The 13,612-nt window shown below is 64.1% G+C and carries 13 protein-coding genes; 6 read left to right on the top strand and 7 right to left on the bottom strand.

The genetic code is table 11. From position 1 onward, the window contains the following. Nucleotides 1-181: 181 nt before the first annotated feature. The 4 genes from ACWGTI_RS26580 to ACWGTI_RS26565 all read right to left on the bottom strand — a co-directional run bounded on the left by ACWGTI_RS26580 (nucleotide 182) and on the right by ACWGTI_RS26565 (nucleotide 4,335). Complete coding sequence (locus ACWGTI_RS26580) at nucleotides 182-1,213, bottom strand: DUF937 domain-containing protein (RefSeq protein WP_454589866.1); 1,032 nt, start codon at nucleotides 1,211-1,213, stop codon at nucleotides 182-184. 88 nt (nucleotides 1,214-1,301) lie between these two features. Continuing rightward, entirely contained in the window at nucleotides 1,302-2,675 is a 1,374-nt protein-coding gene (locus tag ACWGTI_RS26575) for a glutamate--cysteine ligase (protein ID WP_454589865.1), read from the bottom strand. Nucleotides 2,676-2,921: 246 nt separating this feature from the next. Next, nucleotides 2,922-3,656: a 16S rRNA (uracil(1498)-N(3))-methyltransferase gene (locus ACWGTI_RS26570; RefSeq protein ID WP_454589864.1), complete on the bottom strand. Its 735-nt coding sequence runs from the start codon at nucleotides 3,654-3,656 to the stop codon at nucleotides 2,922-2,924. A gap of 31 nt (nucleotides 3,657-3,687) precedes the next feature. Beyond that, nucleotides 3,688-4,335, bottom strand: coding sequence for a hypothetical protein (locus tag ACWGTI_RS26565; RefSeq protein ID WP_454589863.1), 648 nt, complete (start codon nucleotides 4,333-4,335; stop codon nucleotides 3,688-3,690). Between the two features lie 86 nt (nucleotides 4,336-4,421). On the opposite strand from ACWGTI_RS26565, the gene ACWGTI_RS26560 reads away from it, so the two are divergent. Next, nucleotides 4,422-5,120, top strand: coding sequence for a type 1 glutamine amidotransferase (locus ACWGTI_RS26560; protein WP_454589862.1), 699 nt, complete (start codon nucleotides 4,422-4,424; stop codon nucleotides 5,118-5,120). Nucleotides 5,121-5,397: 277 nt separating this feature from the next. After that, a complete protein-coding gene (locus ACWGTI_RS26555; RefSeq protein WP_006206855.1) occupies nucleotides 5,398-5,538 on the top strand; it encodes a hypothetical protein in 141 nt (46 codons plus the stop codon). Here the strand turns inward: ACWGTI_RS26555 and ACWGTI_RS26550 are convergent. Genes ACWGTI_RS26550 through ACWGTI_RS26540 form a run of 3 tightly spaced genes read right to left on the bottom strand, consistent with a single transcriptional unit; the run spans nucleotide 5,535 to nucleotide 8,312 of the window. Further along, nucleotides 5,535-6,302, bottom strand: a complete 768-nt coding sequence (locus ACWGTI_RS26550) for a metallophosphoesterase (protein WP_454589861.1) — start codon at nucleotides 6,300-6,302, stop codon at nucleotides 5,535-5,537. The genes ACWGTI_RS26555 and ACWGTI_RS26550 overlap by 4 nt on opposite strands. Before the next feature lie 56 nt (nucleotides 6,303-6,358). Further along, nucleotides 6,359-7,495, bottom strand: coding sequence for an alpha-hydroxy acid oxidase (locus ACWGTI_RS26545; protein ID WP_454589860.1), 1,137 nt, complete (start codon nucleotides 7,493-7,495; stop codon nucleotides 6,359-6,361). 19 nt (nucleotides 7,496-7,514) lie between these two features. Further along, on the bottom strand, nucleotides 7,515-8,312 hold the full coding sequence (locus ACWGTI_RS26540) for an FCD domain-containing protein (protein ID WP_454589859.1): 798 nt from the start codon (nucleotides 8,310-8,312) through the stop codon (nucleotides 7,515-7,517). 275 nt (nucleotides 8,313-8,587) lie between these two features. On the opposite strand from ACWGTI_RS26540, the gene ACWGTI_RS26535 reads away from it, so the two are divergent. The 4 genes from ACWGTI_RS26535 (at nucleotide 8,588) to ACWGTI_RS26520 (ending at nucleotide 13,609) form a co-directional block, all read left to right on the top strand. Further along, nucleotides 8,588-9,910, top strand: a complete 1,323-nt coding sequence (locus ACWGTI_RS26535) for a DUF3422 family protein (RefSeq protein ID WP_454589858.1) — start codon at nucleotides 8,588-8,590, stop codon at nucleotides 9,908-9,910. A gap of 264 nt (nucleotides 9,911-10,174) precedes the next feature. Further along, the gene (locus tag ACWGTI_RS26530) at nucleotides 10,175-11,671 is read left to right on the top strand and encodes an FAD-linked oxidase C-terminal domain-containing protein (protein ID WP_454589857.1); all 1,497 of its coding nucleotides are present in this window, start codon (nucleotides 10,175-10,177) and stop codon (nucleotides 11,669-11,671) included. Beyond that, nucleotides 11,671-12,183 carry an endonuclease domain-containing protein gene (locus tag ACWGTI_RS26525; RefSeq protein WP_454589856.1) on the top strand — a complete coding sequence of 171 codons (513 nt, stop codon included), beginning with the start codon at nucleotides 11,671-11,673 and terminating at the stop codon, nucleotides 12,181-12,183. The genes ACWGTI_RS26530 and ACWGTI_RS26525 overlap by 1 nt, the downstream gene beginning before the upstream one ends. A 214-nt stretch (nucleotides 12,184-12,397) precedes the next feature. Next, nucleotides 12,398-13,609 (top strand): FAD-binding protein, encoded by a 1,212-nt coding sequence (locus ACWGTI_RS26520; protein ID WP_454589855.1) that lies wholly within the window; start codon nucleotides 12,398-12,400, stop codon nucleotides 13,607-13,609. Nucleotides 13,610-13,612: the final 3 nt, after the last annotated feature.

The following is a 13,612-nucleotide window of genomic DNA, read 5'->3' as shown; positions in this document are numbered from 1 at the left end:
TCAGGCGCATTGTTTCGGTGGCCGTGAACCTTTTTCAGGCTCGCGGCAACCAAGGAGTATAGCAGGCTCCCCACTCCCTGCCGGTTCCCCGCTGGCCAGCCTGCGTACTGCCCGGTCCTCCTCCAGGACCGGGCTTTTCTTTTAGGTGAGCTGAATCTCAACTCACCTCAGCGAGAAGCCTCTATCGCCGGTCCATGTCCCGCTTGAACTGGTCGAAGATCGTTTCCACGCCCTTCTGGTATTCGTCGCGCTGCTGAGCACCGGTCTCGAACATCTTGCCGAAAATATCGTCGAATGGATTCCGTGGCCTGCCGCTCGGATTGGCCTGCGGTTGCGGCGCTTGGCGCTGCTTCGCCTGGGGCTGCTGCGGCGCTGGCTGCTCGCTTGGTTGCCCACCGGGCAGGCCGAAACCACTACCACCTTGCCGCAGCATCTCCTCAAAAATCTTGCCCAGCGGGTTGTCGCCGTAGGGGCTCTGAGTCTGTTGCGGCTGCGTTGGCTGCGCCCGGCCCTGCGGCTGTTGCGCCGCGCCGCCGCCGAACATGTCCTGCAGCACCTTGCCGAGCGGATTGTCGCCATAGGGATTGGGCGCTTGCTGCGGCTGGCTTTGCGGCTGTTGCGCGCCGCCGCCGAACATGTCCTGCAGCACCTTGCCGAGCGGGTTCTCGCCGTAAGGATTGGGTGCTGGCTGCGGCGCAGGCTGCGTGCCGCCGCCGGCCTGCCGCATCATTTGCTCGATGATCTCGCCGAGCGGATTGCTGCCACCGCCGAAGCCGCCGGCGGCCTGCATCTGGTTTGTGGTCTGCTTGAACAGTCCGCCCATCATCATCGAGGCGATGGCAGGCAGCATCTGCTGCAGGACCTGCTGGCTGACGCCGGTCGCCTGCGCGGCCTGGCTGGCCACGGCGCGCGAAAGCTCCTTCGAGCCGAACAGGTGACCCAGAATGCCGTTGCCTTCATTGACGCCTTGAGGCGAGAAGGCCCTGGTCACGTCCTCGAAGTACTTGGCGTGCTGGCCGCTGGCCATCGCCGTCATGAAGGCACCGAGCCCGTAGGGGTCGGCCGTGTTGCGTTGCAGCCCTTGCGAGAAAGCGGGCAGCAGCGCGGCGACCGCCGCCTGCGTCTGCTGCATTGAGAGTCCATACTGCTGGGCGAGCGCCTGCATGCCGTTGCCGTTCTGCGCCTGTGCCAATATGTCGAACAAGGTAGGCATCGGTTTCTCCTCCGGGAAATCCTTGGGAGAACCTAGTTCGTTTCGATGTTCGATTGAAGCGGCTTTTGCCGCTCCTCAAGGCGCGCAGTTAATAGGCATATTCCATGAACACCGGCTCGATCGAACCGCCCCAGCGCGTGTGATAGGCCGACAGCATTTCCTCGGCGCTGGTGGTTCCGCGCGCCACGACTTCGTCGAGCGTGTTGAGGAACGAGGTCTCGTCATAGCCGTCGCGGTTTGTCTTGCCGCGGTTCTTCAGGCCCATGCGTGAAATGGCCATCACATCGCGGGCGATCTCACGCAGAGTCGTGTTGCGGAACGGCGCCGAAATGCCTTGCTCCGGTACCGCATTGCGCATCGCCAGCGTTTCTTCATAGGTCCAGCTCGAGGTCAGCGCTTCGGCGGCGTCAAGCGCTGCTTCGTCATAGAGCAGACCGACCCAGAAGGCCGGCAGCGCGCAGATGCGCCGCCACGGTCCGCCATCGGCGCCGCGCATTTCCAGGAAGCGCTTCAAACGCACGTCCGGAAACAGCGTCGACAGGTGGTTCGCCCAGTCGCCCATCGTCGGCAGCCCGTCGGGAATTTCATTGCGGGCGGCACCAGCCATGAACTGGCGGAAGGTGACGTGCGTCATGTCGTGATAGTGGCCGTCGCGGATGACGAAATACATCGGCACGTCGAGCGCCCATTCGACATAGTCGGCAAAACCGAACTCGGGCGAGAAGCAGAATTCGAGCAGGCCCGAACGCTGGTTGTCGGTGTCGCGCCAGATGTCGCCGCGCCAGCTCTGCAGCCCGTTCGGCCGGCTGTCGGTGAAGGGCGAGTTGGCAAACAGCGCCGTCGACAGGGGCTGCAGCTTCAGCGACACCTGCATCTTGCGGCGCATGTCGGCTTCACTCTCGAAGTCGAGGTTCACCTGGATGGTGCAGGTGCGATACATCATGTCGAGACCCTTGGTGCCGACCTTGGGCATATAGCGGGTCATGATCTCGTAGCGCGACTTCGGCATTTTCGGCGTCTCGGCAAGCGACCATTTCGGGCTGCCGCCGAGGCCGAGGAAGCGAATGCCCATAGGCTCGGCGATCTCGCGCACCTGCGCCAGATGCGCATTGCCCTCACGGCAGGTCTGATGGATCGACTCCAGCGGCGCGCCGGACAGTTCGAACTGGCCGCCCGGCTCCAGCGAGATGGCGCCCTGGCCGGTCGGCTCGACCAGGCCGATGATGCGGCCATCATCGATGATCGGATCCCAGCCGAGCTTGTGCTGCATGCCTTCGAGGATGGCGCGGATCCCGCGCTCGCCGCCATAGGGCACCGGCGCGTTGCCGTCGACATAGAACGGGAACTTCTCGTGCTCGGTGCCGATCCGCCACTTGTCCCGAGGCTTGTTGCCTTCGGCCAGGTGTTCGACCAGTTCGTCTACGCCTTCGATGGGCCGGAAATCGGTTGTGTCGCGCGCCATGGGACCCCCCCACATGACCCCGAAAATCGACTTTCGATTTTCGGAAAGGATCATGTGCTCAAATCAAAATGCTACAGCGTCCTTTGCGCGTCCGAAAGGACGCGCGGCGCTGTAGTGCGGCTCTCGGAAGACCGCCGGCGCTAAGTGGACGAAATGTCAGTAGCCGATCAAGCGAAAAATCCTGAGCCACAGGTCAACAGGAATTGAACCTGGCCGCCCCGTCCGTCCCTTGCAATAGGCGAAGTCTCACCAGTCGCCGATCGTTGCCTGCATCACGGCAAGCGCCGCAACCGCCGCCGTGTCGGCGCGCAGGATACGCGGGCCGAGCGGGATGGCGGTGACGAAGGGGAGCGCCCGCAGCATCTTGCGCTCCTCATCGGAGAAGCCGCCCTCCGGCCCGACCAGCAGCCCAAGCTTCTTTTCCTTGATCGCCTGCAATGCCGGCAGCGGATTGTTGGTCGAGGCATCCTCGTCGCAGAAGATCAGCCGCCGTTGCTTGTCCCAGCCGGAGAGCAGGCGCTCGAATTTCTCGGCATCACGCACCTCCGGCACCGCCAGTATACCGCATTGCTCGGCCGCCTCGACGACGTTGGCGCGCAGGCGCTCGATGGAGGGCTTTGCCACTTGCGTGTGCTGGGTGATCACCGGCTGCAGGATGCCGGCGCCCATCTCTACCGCCTTCTGCACGAGATAGTCGAGCCGGCCCTGCTTCAGCGGCGCGAAGCAGTAGATCAGATCGGGCAGCGGCGGTTGCGGCCGCTGCGGGACCAGAACTTTCAGCCGCACCGCCCTCTTCGACCTGGCGGCGATCGCCGCCGACCACTCGCCGTCGCGGCCGTTGAAAACCAGGATCTCAGCGCCTTCTCCGAGCCGCAGCACATGCATGAGATAATGGCTCTGCTGCTGGCCGGCATCGAATTCGATATCGGCTGCGAGATCGTCCGGCACGAACAGCCGCTGCATCTTGTAATTGGCGCGCATCGCCGAGGAATGGGCGAGGCGATGTCTGGCGTCAAGTCTCGGCGGAAGGATGCCACATCGGTAGGTAGCCCTGTCGCAGCACCGAAAGGGAGGTCGCCGGTGTCAGTAGGCGCAGCTGCCGCCCGGTAACGCTGCCGAAGGCAGCTGGACCGCCATAGCCCGCGAACGACCAAGGCAGTGCCTTGCTGCCGCGCAGCGCATAGGCGGTGACGCTATCTGTGATCATTGTTCCGTCGGGCAACCCGGAAAGCTCCTCCCCGGTAACAGCCGGTGGCTTTCCCCCCGACGCCAGCCGCTCCTTGTGCAAGCGCTTGTCGACCATTGGCGCGCGCGGTTCGGTTATGCCGACGGCTTTGCCGAAGCGGCCGACAAAATCCGTGGCTCGCTCACGCCGGCAATAGAAACAAGGCCGATGCCCGGCCGCCAGCGCCGTCACCTCGTCGAGGAAGAACAGCTCGGTCCAGCCGGCTTTGCCGCCGGGCCTGTTCCTGCCCATCGGCTCGCGCCGAACGTCCCGGAATTGGCAGACGCAGATGATCCAGGCCGGCAAAGCCCAGCGCTTCTTCAGCAGCGTCTTGGTCTGCGGGTCGTGGATGATGCCGCGGTTGCCGGTAAGCAGGCCGCGCTCCGGCACGGCATGGATGGCGCCGAACGGGTCGACCCGGTTTTGCAGTGGCATAGTTCTCTCCCGAATGCGCATCTTGGCTGCAATGCTGGCGACATGATATCGCTCGTCGCGTCATTTCATGTCAGCAGGGTTTCCGTATGCGGGTGCTGGTGGTCCAGAACTACGACAACACCGGCCTCGGCCAGGTGGGCGCGGCGCTTGCCGAAGCCGGCGCCGATCTCGACCTGCGCCGGCCCTACAAGGGCGATCCGCTGCCGGACGACGCGACCGGACACGATGCCATGGTGATGCTCGGCGGTGGCCAGAACGCGCTGGCCGACGACGACTATCCCTATTTCCCCGCACTGCTCGACCTTACCCGCGATTTCGCCGCCAAGGATCGCTCGGTGCTCGGCATCTGCCTCGGCAGCCAACTGGTCGCCCGCACTTTCGGCGGCGAGAACCAGATCGGCGGCGCCTCGGAATTCGGCTGGCACAAGGTGTCGCTGACACCGGACGCCAAAACCGATCCGGTGCTCGCCGCACTTCCCCAGGACTTCCCGATCTTCGAATGGCACGACGATACCTTCGTGCTCCCTGCAAATGCGGTGCGGCTTGCCGGTAGCGAAATTGCCGAGAACCAGGCGTTTCGCATCGGCCGCGCCGTCTACGGCTTCCAGTTCCATTTCGAGGCCGACCGGCCGATGGTGAAGGACTGGAGCACATCCTTCGCACCGCTTATTGCCGAGCGCCATCCCGACTGGCATGACCGGCTTGATGGCGAAATGGCCCGCAACGGTCCCGACGCCGATGCCGCCGGCCTCGCCATTGCCCGCGCCTGGGTGGCGACGATCTGAGCCCTGGCGGAAGCCGGCCGTTGCATAATTGGCACGCGGCGGTGAATCCGCCGGGGACAACATCTTTCATCCTTGGTTTGTGGCCGAACGCTAGCCTACAAGGCGCGCGCTCTGCATCGGCAATGCAACCGCGATGAACCTTTTGTGTGATCCGCGCGACACACCGCCGATACAGAATCGACCTACAAGCGCGAAATCGTCGAAACTTTGAGACGAATTCTCCGTTTCAACGCATTGGTAACCGCCTCGTGCCCAGATGCAGGAAGCTCAACAAGAGATGACGTCCGTGAAAGCAGCGCTTCTGTCCTTTGTCATGCTGTCTGCCATCGTGCTGTGCGGTCTCGGCATTTATTCCGCCGATGCAGCCAACAACCATCAGGCCGTCGACGGCTACGGCGTCACCGCCGCGCTCCGTTAAAACGCTTTTCCCTGCACCGTCAGGATACGCTTGTCGGCGCCGTCCACGGCGAGCGCGCTGAGCATGCCTGACTGCCAGGCTAGCGTGTCGACATTGACACGGTTCGGCATCAGTTCGGCCTCCGGCACCGGCGTGTGGCCGTGCACGACCACTTTCGGGTAGAGCCCCGGATGGTTGTGGAAGACGTCACGGATCCAGACCAGATCCTGCGGGCTCTGGCTGTCCAGCGGCACATCCGGTCTGATGCCGGCATGGCAGAAGAAGAAATCGCCAAAAATCAGTGACAATTGCAGCGACCGCAGGAAGTCGACATGGGCTTGCGGCACTGCATTGACCAAGTCAGCGTGCCCGCGCCGCACTGCGTCCGCCTTGCCGAACCAGCGTGCGTCTCCAATCAGGTCAACGCCATAGGACTGTGCCGTCTGCACGCCGCCATAGCGCATGAACAACCCGTCCGGATCGGGCTCCGTGAGGAAGTCCAGGAAGCCGATGTCGTGGTTTCCGGCCAGCATAAGGTTGCGCTGATCGCGCTTTTGCGCCTCGATCAGGAAATCGATGACGTCCTTGGAGTCGGGCCCACGGTCGACATAGTCGCCGAGGTGGATGACGCGCCAGTCGGCGGTCGGCTTATATTTGAGCTCACTCTCTATGCGGCGGTGCATGGCGGCGAGCAGGTCGTGCCGGCCATGCACGTCGCCGATCGCATAAAGGCGCATGCCGTCCGGCGCGCGTGCGTCGAGATAGTGGATGCCGGTCTCGGTCAAGGCTGGCGTCGTCTCCGTGATCCCGGCAAGGCTAGGACCAATCGGTGAACAAGACCCTAGCGCCGCAACTGATCCTTGCCCAAGTCGGTCACCAGGCGCTTGCCTAACAGCGCCAGCGTGATGTCCATCTCCTTGCGGATGATTTCCAGTGCCGTTGTCACCCCTTGCTTGCCCATGGCGCCGAGGCCGTACAGGAACGGACGGCCGATATAGGTGCCCTTGGCGCCGAGGCACAGCGCCTTCAGCACGTCCTGGCCTGAGCGGATGCCGCCATCCATGTGCACCTCAATCCTGTCGCCGACGACGTCGGCGATTTCTTCCAGAGCCATGATCGACGACGATGCGCCGTCGAGCTGGCGCCCGCCATGGTTGGAGACTATGATCGCATCGGCGCCGGTCTCGACCGCCATCAGCGCGTCCTCCTTGTCGAGGATGCCCTTCAGGATCAGCTTGCCGCCCCAGCGTTCCTTGATCCAGGCGACATCCTTCCACGACAGATGCGGGTCGAACTGCTCTGTCGTCCATGATGCAAGCGAAGCGACGTCGCCAACGCCCTTGGCATGGCCGACAATGTTGCGGAAGGTGCGGCGCTTGGTTCCGGCAATGCCCATCAGCCAGCGCGGCCGCATGGCGATATTGGCAATGTTGGCCAGCGTCATCCTGGGCGGCGCCGACAGCCCGTTGCGGACATCCTTGTGGCGCTGCCCCAGGATCTGCAGGTCGAGCGTCAGCACCAGCGCCGAGCATTTCGCCGCCTTCGCCCGGTCGATCAGGTCGAGCACGAAATCCTTGTCGCGCAGCACGTAGAGCTGGAACCAGAACGGTTTGCTGGTCACCGACGCCACATCCTCGATCGAGCAGATGCTCATCGTCGACAGCGTGAACGGCACGCCGAATTCCTCCGCGGCTATCGCCGCCAGCATCTCGCCATCGGCATGCTGCATGCCGGTCAGCCCGGTTGGGGCAAGCGCCACCGGCATCGCCACCTTTTCGCCGATCATGGTCGATTCCAGCGAGCGGTTGCTCATGTCGACCAGCACACGCTGGCGGAACTTGATCTTGCCGAAATCCTCCTCATTGGCGCGGTAGGTGCTTTCGGTCCAGGCGCCGGAATCGGCATAGTCGAAGAACATCTTCGGCACCCGCCGCCGCGCAAGATCCTTGAGGTCGGCAATGGTGAGGATGTCGCTCATGGTGGTTCTCGCGGGTTCGCTAGTCTGTTGCTTTTGCGCCGTCGCCGGCGTCGGAGCGCTGCTTGAGCCTGAGTCGCGAGACGCGCTGCCAGTCGCCGCTGCGTTCGGCCTCGAGCATCGAGCGTTCGACATAGGAGATGTGGTCTATCGCCGCCTGGCGGGCAGCAGCCGGATCGCCGGCCTTCACCGCTCTGTAGATAGCCCGGTGCTGGGCCAGCAGTGCCTCGCGCGCGCCGGGCACGGTGAACACCAGCAGCCGGTTCTGGAATACGCCTTCCGACAACAGCCGGTAGCAGGAGCGCAGCGTGTGCAGGAGGATGATGTTGTGCGCGCATTCGCACACCGCATGGTGGAACTCGACGTCGATCTCCGCCTCGTCGTCGAAATTGCCGGTGCGGTGCGCATCGTCCATGCGCGCCATGATGCGGTCGAGCAGCGCAATGTCGTCTGCTGTCGCGCGCCGCGCCGAATATTCGGCCGCCACGCCTTCGATCTCGCGGCGATATTCCAGATAGTCGGTCACCGCCTTGCGGTGCATGGAGATGAGGTCGGTTACCGGCTTGGTGAACAATTGGCCGATGACATCGGCGACATGGGTGCCGCCGCCGGCTTTGGTGGTCAACAGCCCGCGCCCCTCCAGCGCCTTCAGCGCGTCGCGCAGGGTCGGCCGCGACACGTCGAACTGGCGCGCCAGTTCGCGCTCGCCGGGCAGCCGGTCGCCGGTGCGCAACACGCCTTCGAGGATCAGGTTTTCGATCTGCTGCACGACCTCGTCGGCGGTGCGCGAATGCTCGATCCTTGAGAAAATATCGCTCAACGGGGCGCCTGGGAAATCCTGCCTAGAGCATGGTGCCGAAAAGTGTGAAGCGGTTTTCGGAACGACATCATGCTCTACTTCTCGATTGAGAATGTGCGCGCAGATTAAAGCCAGTGTCGCCAACTGGTCAAATTATTTATCCAATTCGCCCGGTCGGGTCGGCTTCAGCGCCGCGCCGGCGAAATCGCTTCGGCTAAACTTTGCTGTTTACGCGCCTCATCGATTGTCTCAAGAGGACACGACAACACGAAGGGTCGAGAACAGGGGGACCAGCCGTGTCGGACGAGACGTCCAATCTCGAATTCCAGCCGCGCGCCCAGGGCAGCGTCATGGGCTTTCCCGCGCATGAGGGACGGCCCGGCGCGCTTGGCGAGGTCCATGCCCGGCCTCATCCGCTGATCGACAAGCCACGCGTGCTGGTGCAACTCGCCTTCATGACCGACGGCGGTTCCGGCGTCGATATGGCCGTGCTTTCCGAACTGTCGCGGCGCCTCGGCATCGCCGCGCCCGATCGTCATGCCCGCCACCACGCCATGAAGTGGGGCAAGGGCACGCTGCGCTGGGAGCGGCACACCGAATTTTCGACCTATCTGTGGGAAGGGCCGCTCGCCGAAAGCAGCAGGGCGCAGGAGGTCTCTCCCTTCGGCAATGGGTTTTCGCCGCCGGGAACGGTCATCTCAGGCATAAGGCTTGAAATCCGCAAGTGGACGCAGGCAAGCGAGAAGCTGATCGCCAGCTTCGACCCGACAAGCCTCTGCTATTCGCTGGTCGAGCGCGGCAACGCGGCCATCGTCACCGATTTCCGCCAGGATGGGGACGGCCTCACCCGCATCCTGGTGCTCGACCGCGGCCTGACGCCGGCGCGCACAGGCGCGCTGTCGCAGAGGCTGATCGACATCGAGACTTATCGCACGCTTGCCATGCTCGGCCTGCCGCTGGCGCTGACGCTGTCCGGGCGCGCCCGCCGCATCGAGGATCGGCTGGCGCAGACCACGCTGGAAATGAAGGTCACTGAAACGCGCGACAGCCAGACGCTGCTTGCCGACCTGACCGAGCTTGCCGCCGAACTGGAGGCCGATGCTGCCTCCAGCCTCTATCGCTTCGGCGCCAGCCGCGCCTATGACGGCATCGTTGTCGAGCGGCTGGAGGCGCTGGAGGAAGAGGCGGTGCCCGGTCACGACACCTGGGGCGGCTTCCTGCAGCGCCGCGTGGCACCCGCCATGCGTACCTGCCGTTCGGTCGAGGAGCGCCAGGCCAATCTGTCGCGAAAACTCACCCGCGCCACCACGCTGCTGCGCACCTGGGTCGATGTCGAGGTCGAAAAGCAGAACCGCGATTTGCTGGCCTCGATGAACAACCGCGCCCGCCTGCAACTGCGCCTGCAGCAGACGGTGGAAGGCCTCTCGGTCGCTGCCGTCTCCTACTATGTCGTGGGCCTCATCTCCTATCTCGCCAAGGGCGCCTCGATCTTCGGTCATGCCTTTGCGCCTGAAGTCGTGACCGCCGCAGCCGTGCCGGTCGCCATCCTGCTGGTCTGGTGGGGCGTACGCCGCGTGCGGCGGATGCATTCCGAGCCAGCGAAACATCCGGGCGAGTAAGCGCATTTTACCCTCTCCCTTGTGGGGAGGGTCGATCCGCGTAGCGGATCGGGGGTGGGGTCTTCGTAAAGCTCCAGCCTGCGCCGACCCCGCTCACTTCGTTCGCGACCCTCCTCACAAAGGGGGAGGGTAGAAGCACAGCGGCAGATTGCCGCTGCGGAAGGCCGCCGCCATGCCTTGCCTGTCCCCCCGACCAAGCAGGGTTTGCAACCGGCGCGCCTCGCTGGTAAAAGATTTTTACCAGCCAAGCAGAGGACGCTGCCGATGTCCGGCCTTGCCATGCCGAAGCCAGACGACGCCACGATGCGAAGGCGCGCAGAGATCGTTGCCGACATGCGCATCATCGTGCCGGGCGAGGGCGTCGTCGACGCCACCAATGAAATGCGCGCCTTCGAGAGCGACGGCCTCACCGCCTACCGGCAATTGCCGCTGGTCGTCGTGTTGCCGGAAACGGTGGCGCAGGTGTCGCGGGTGCTGAAATACTGCAACGACCGCAACATCCGCGTCGTGCCGCGCGGCTCCGGCACCTCGCTCTCGGGCGGCGCGCTGCCGCTCGAGGATGCCGTGCTTCTGGTCATGAGCCGCTTCAACCGTATCCTCGCGATCGACTATCCCGACCGCCTCGTCGTCGCCCAGCCGGGCGTCACCAATCTCGGCATCACGACCGCCGTCGAGCAGGAGGGCTTTTATTATGCCCCTGATCCATCCTCCCAGATCGCCTGCTCGATCGGCGGCAATGTCGCGGAAAATTCCGGCGGTGTGCATTGCCTGAAATACGGCCTGACCGCCAACAATGTGCTGGGCATCGAGATGGTGCTGATGAACGGCGAGGTGATCCGCCTCGGCGGCAATCATCTCGACAGTGAAGGTTACGATCTGCTCGGCGTCATGACCGGCTCCGAAGGCCTGCTCGGCGTCGTCACCGAAGTTACGGTGCGCATCCTGAAGAAGCCGGAGACGGCGCGTGCCCTGCTGATAGGCTTCCCGACCAGCGAGCAGGGTGGCCAGTGCGTCGCCGACATCATCGGCGCTGGCATCATTCCGGGCGGCATGGAGATGATGGATCGCCCGGCAATCCACGCCGCGGAAGATTTCGTCCATGCCGGCTACCCCCTCGACGTCGAGGCGCTGCTCATCGTCGAGCTCGACGGGCCAGGCGTCGAGGTCGATCACCTGATCGGTCTCGTCGAGGCGATCGCCTACAAGAACGGCTCCACCACCTGCCGCATCTCACAGTCCGAGCAGGAGCGGCTGAGCTTCTGGGCCGGCCGCAAGGCAGCCTTCCCTGCGGTCGGGCGCATCTCGCCCGACTATTACTGCATGGACGGCACCATCCCGCGCAAGGAACTGCCGCGCGTGCTCGCCGGCATGCGCGAATTGTCGGAAAAATACGGTCTCGGCGTCGCCAACGTCTTCCATGCCGGCGACGGCAATCTGCATCCGCTGATCCTCTACGACGCCAATGTGCCGGGCGAGCTCGACAAGGCGGAAAGCTTCGGCGCCGACATCTTGCGGCTCTGCGTCAAGGTCGGCGGCGTCCTGACTGGGGAGCACGGCGTCGGCGTCGAGAAGCGCGACCTGATGCCGGAAATGTTCAACCAGATCGACCTCGACCAGCAAATGCGCGTCAAATGTGCCTTCGACCCCAACCATCTGCTCAACCCGGGCAAGGTGTTCCCGCAACTGCGGCGATGTGCCGAGCTGGGGAGGATGCATGTGCATCGCGGGCAGGTGGCATTTCCCGACATTCCGAGGTTTTGATGGGTGCTTGGGACAAAGGTTCCTCGCCCCCGCAAAGCGGGGGAGAGGTGGCTCGGGCGAAGCCCGAGACGGAGAGGGGGACGCCCTCTCAGCCAAGCCGCCGCTCGCCCGAAAAGATCGCCCGCGCACGTGATCTTCGCCAGGGCGACAATCAAGCCGAGGCGACCCTCTGGAACGAACTGAAAGCCAAGAGACTGGGCGGACACAAGTTCGTGCGCCAGATGCCCATCGGTCCGTACTTCGCGGATTTTGCTTGCCGAAGCCAAAAGCTGATCGTGGAGTTGGACGGCAGCCAGCACGCTGAAAGCAGTTACGACAGGCGACGCGATGAATTCATGCGAAGCGATGGCTTTTCGGTGCTGCATTTCTGGAATTTCGATGCGCTGAAGAATTCGAGACGTGTTTGCGAAACCATCTTGGCAGCGTTGGAAGGACGATTGGCTGAAGATGTGGTCGCTACGGATTTGAGATTTCTTTTCGCTCCGCGGAAGATCGATGGCGGTGCCTCGTGATTACGTCATCGAAATCGCAGATGGTGCTCCCCCTCTCCGTCTCGGCTTCGCCGAGCCACCTCTCCCCCATTTCATGGGGGCGAGGAAAAGCTAATCTCAGAGGCCATTCCCTTGAAAGGCTTGGGTTCCTCGCCCCCATGAAATGGGGGAGAGGTGGCCGCGCAGCGGACGGAGAGGGGGTGGCGCCGGCCTCTGCGAGGAAGGGCGCCAACCCATGACCACCTTCACCCCAACCACGTCAGCCGAAGTCCTCTCCACCGTCCAATGGGCGGCGGCGGAGGAATCGCCGCTGGAAACCATCGGCCACGGCTCCAAGCGTGGCATTGGCCGGCCGCAGCAGAGCGAGCACACGCTCGACCTCTCGCAACTCACCGGCGTCACCCTTTACGAGCCGGCCGAACTGGTGCTGTCGGCCAAGGCCGGCACGCCGCTTTCCGAGATCGAAACCCTGCTCACTGAAAATGGCCAGCAACTGGCCTTCGAGCCGATGGACTACGGCCCGCTGCTCGGCGGAACGCCGGGCAAAGGCACGATCGGCGGCGTGCTTGCCGCGAACCTGTCCGGCCCGCGCCGGCTGAAGGCGGGTGCCGCGCGCGACCACATCCTTGGGATCAATGCGGTGGCCGGTCGCGGCGAAGCGTTCAAGTCCGGCGGCCGCGTCGTCAAGAATGTCACCGGCTATGACTTGTCGAAGCTGATGGCAAACAGCTGGGGCACGCTCGCCGTGTTCACCGAGGTCACCTTCAAGGTGCTGCCGGCGGCCGAGACCGAAGTCACGCTCGCCGTCCGTGGCCTGCTCGACAACGCAGCAGCAAGCGCCATGGCGCTGGCCCTCGGCTCCAGCGCCGAAGTGTCGAGCGCTGCCCACATGCCCGAACGCATAGCCGCGCGTGTTGCTGGCGGCGCGCTCGGCGCCGATGCGGCGACGCTACTGCGCGTCGAAGGGTTTGGTCCGTCGGTCGCCTATCGCATCGCCGCGCTGAAAACCCTGCTGAAGAATGCCGGCGCGCTGCAGGAGATTGTGGGGGAAGCGTCGCTTGCGGTCTGGCGCGATGTCAGGGATTGCGCGCCCTTCGCTGATGGCAGCGAAAAGCCGGTATGGCGCGTCTCGATGGCGCCCTCCCAGGCCCACCAGATGGTGCTGACGCTGCGCATGCAGATTGGCGTCAGCGCCTTCTACGACTGGCAGGGCGGGCTGGTCTGGCTGCGCATGGAGGAGGGCGATCCCGAGGCCGGCCTGCTGCGCGGGCTGATCCGAAAGCATGGTGGCGGTCACGCGACGCTGGTGCGCGCCGCCCCTTCGCATCGCGCTGCCGTGCCGGTGTTCGAGCCGCAGGCGCCGCATCTGGCGGCCCTGTCGGCCAGGCTCAAGGCCGAGTTCGATCCCAAGGCCATCCTCAACCCCGGCCGCATGGCGCAGAGCTAAATC

It is taken from the genome of Mesorhizobium sp. ArgA1, assembly GCF_053714375.1.
The sequence above is the reverse complement of the archived record's forward strand: the minus strand, read 5'-3'. Positions and strand labels throughout refer to the sequence as shown.

Excerpts from the sequence above, each read along its gene's own strand:
- ACWGTI_RS26580 (WP_454589866.1), bottom strand. The coding sequence starts at position 1,213 with ATGCCTACCTTGTTCGACATATTGGCACAGGCGCAGAACGGCAACGGC.
- ACWGTI_RS26575 (WP_454589865.1), bottom strand. The coding sequence starts at position 2,675 with ATGGCGCGCGACACAACCGATTTCCGGCCCATCGAAGGCGTAGACGAA.
- ACWGTI_RS26570 (WP_454589864.1), bottom strand. The coding sequence starts at position 3,656 with ATGCGCGCCAATTACAAGATGCAGCGGCTGTTCGTGCCGGACGATCTC.
- ACWGTI_RS26565 (WP_454589863.1), bottom strand. The coding sequence starts at position 4,335 with ATGCCACTGCAAAACCGGGTCGACCCGTTCGGCGCCATCCATGCCGTG.
- ACWGTI_RS26560 (WP_454589862.1), top strand. The coding sequence starts at position 4,422 with ATGCGGGTGCTGGTGGTCCAGAACTACGACAACACCGGCCTCGGCCAG.
- ACWGTI_RS26555 (WP_006206855.1), top strand. The coding sequence starts at position 5,398 with ATGACGTCCGTGAAAGCAGCGCTTCTGTCCTTTGTCATGCTGTCTGCC.
- ACWGTI_RS26545 (WP_454589860.1), bottom strand. The coding sequence starts at position 7,495 with ATGAGCGACATCCTCACCATTGCCGACCTCAAGGATCTTGCGCGGCGG.
- ACWGTI_RS26530 (WP_454589857.1), top strand. The coding sequence starts at position 10,175 with ATGTCCGGCCTTGCCATGCCGAAGCCAGACGACGCCACGATGCGAAGG.
- ACWGTI_RS26525 (WP_454589856.1), top strand. The coding sequence starts at position 11,671 with ATGGGTGCTTGGGACAAAGGTTCCTCGCCCCCGCAAAGCGGGGGAGAG.
- ACWGTI_RS26520 (WP_454589855.1), top strand. The coding sequence starts at position 12,398 with ATGACCACCTTCACCCCAACCACGTCAGCCGAAGTCCTCTCCACCGTC.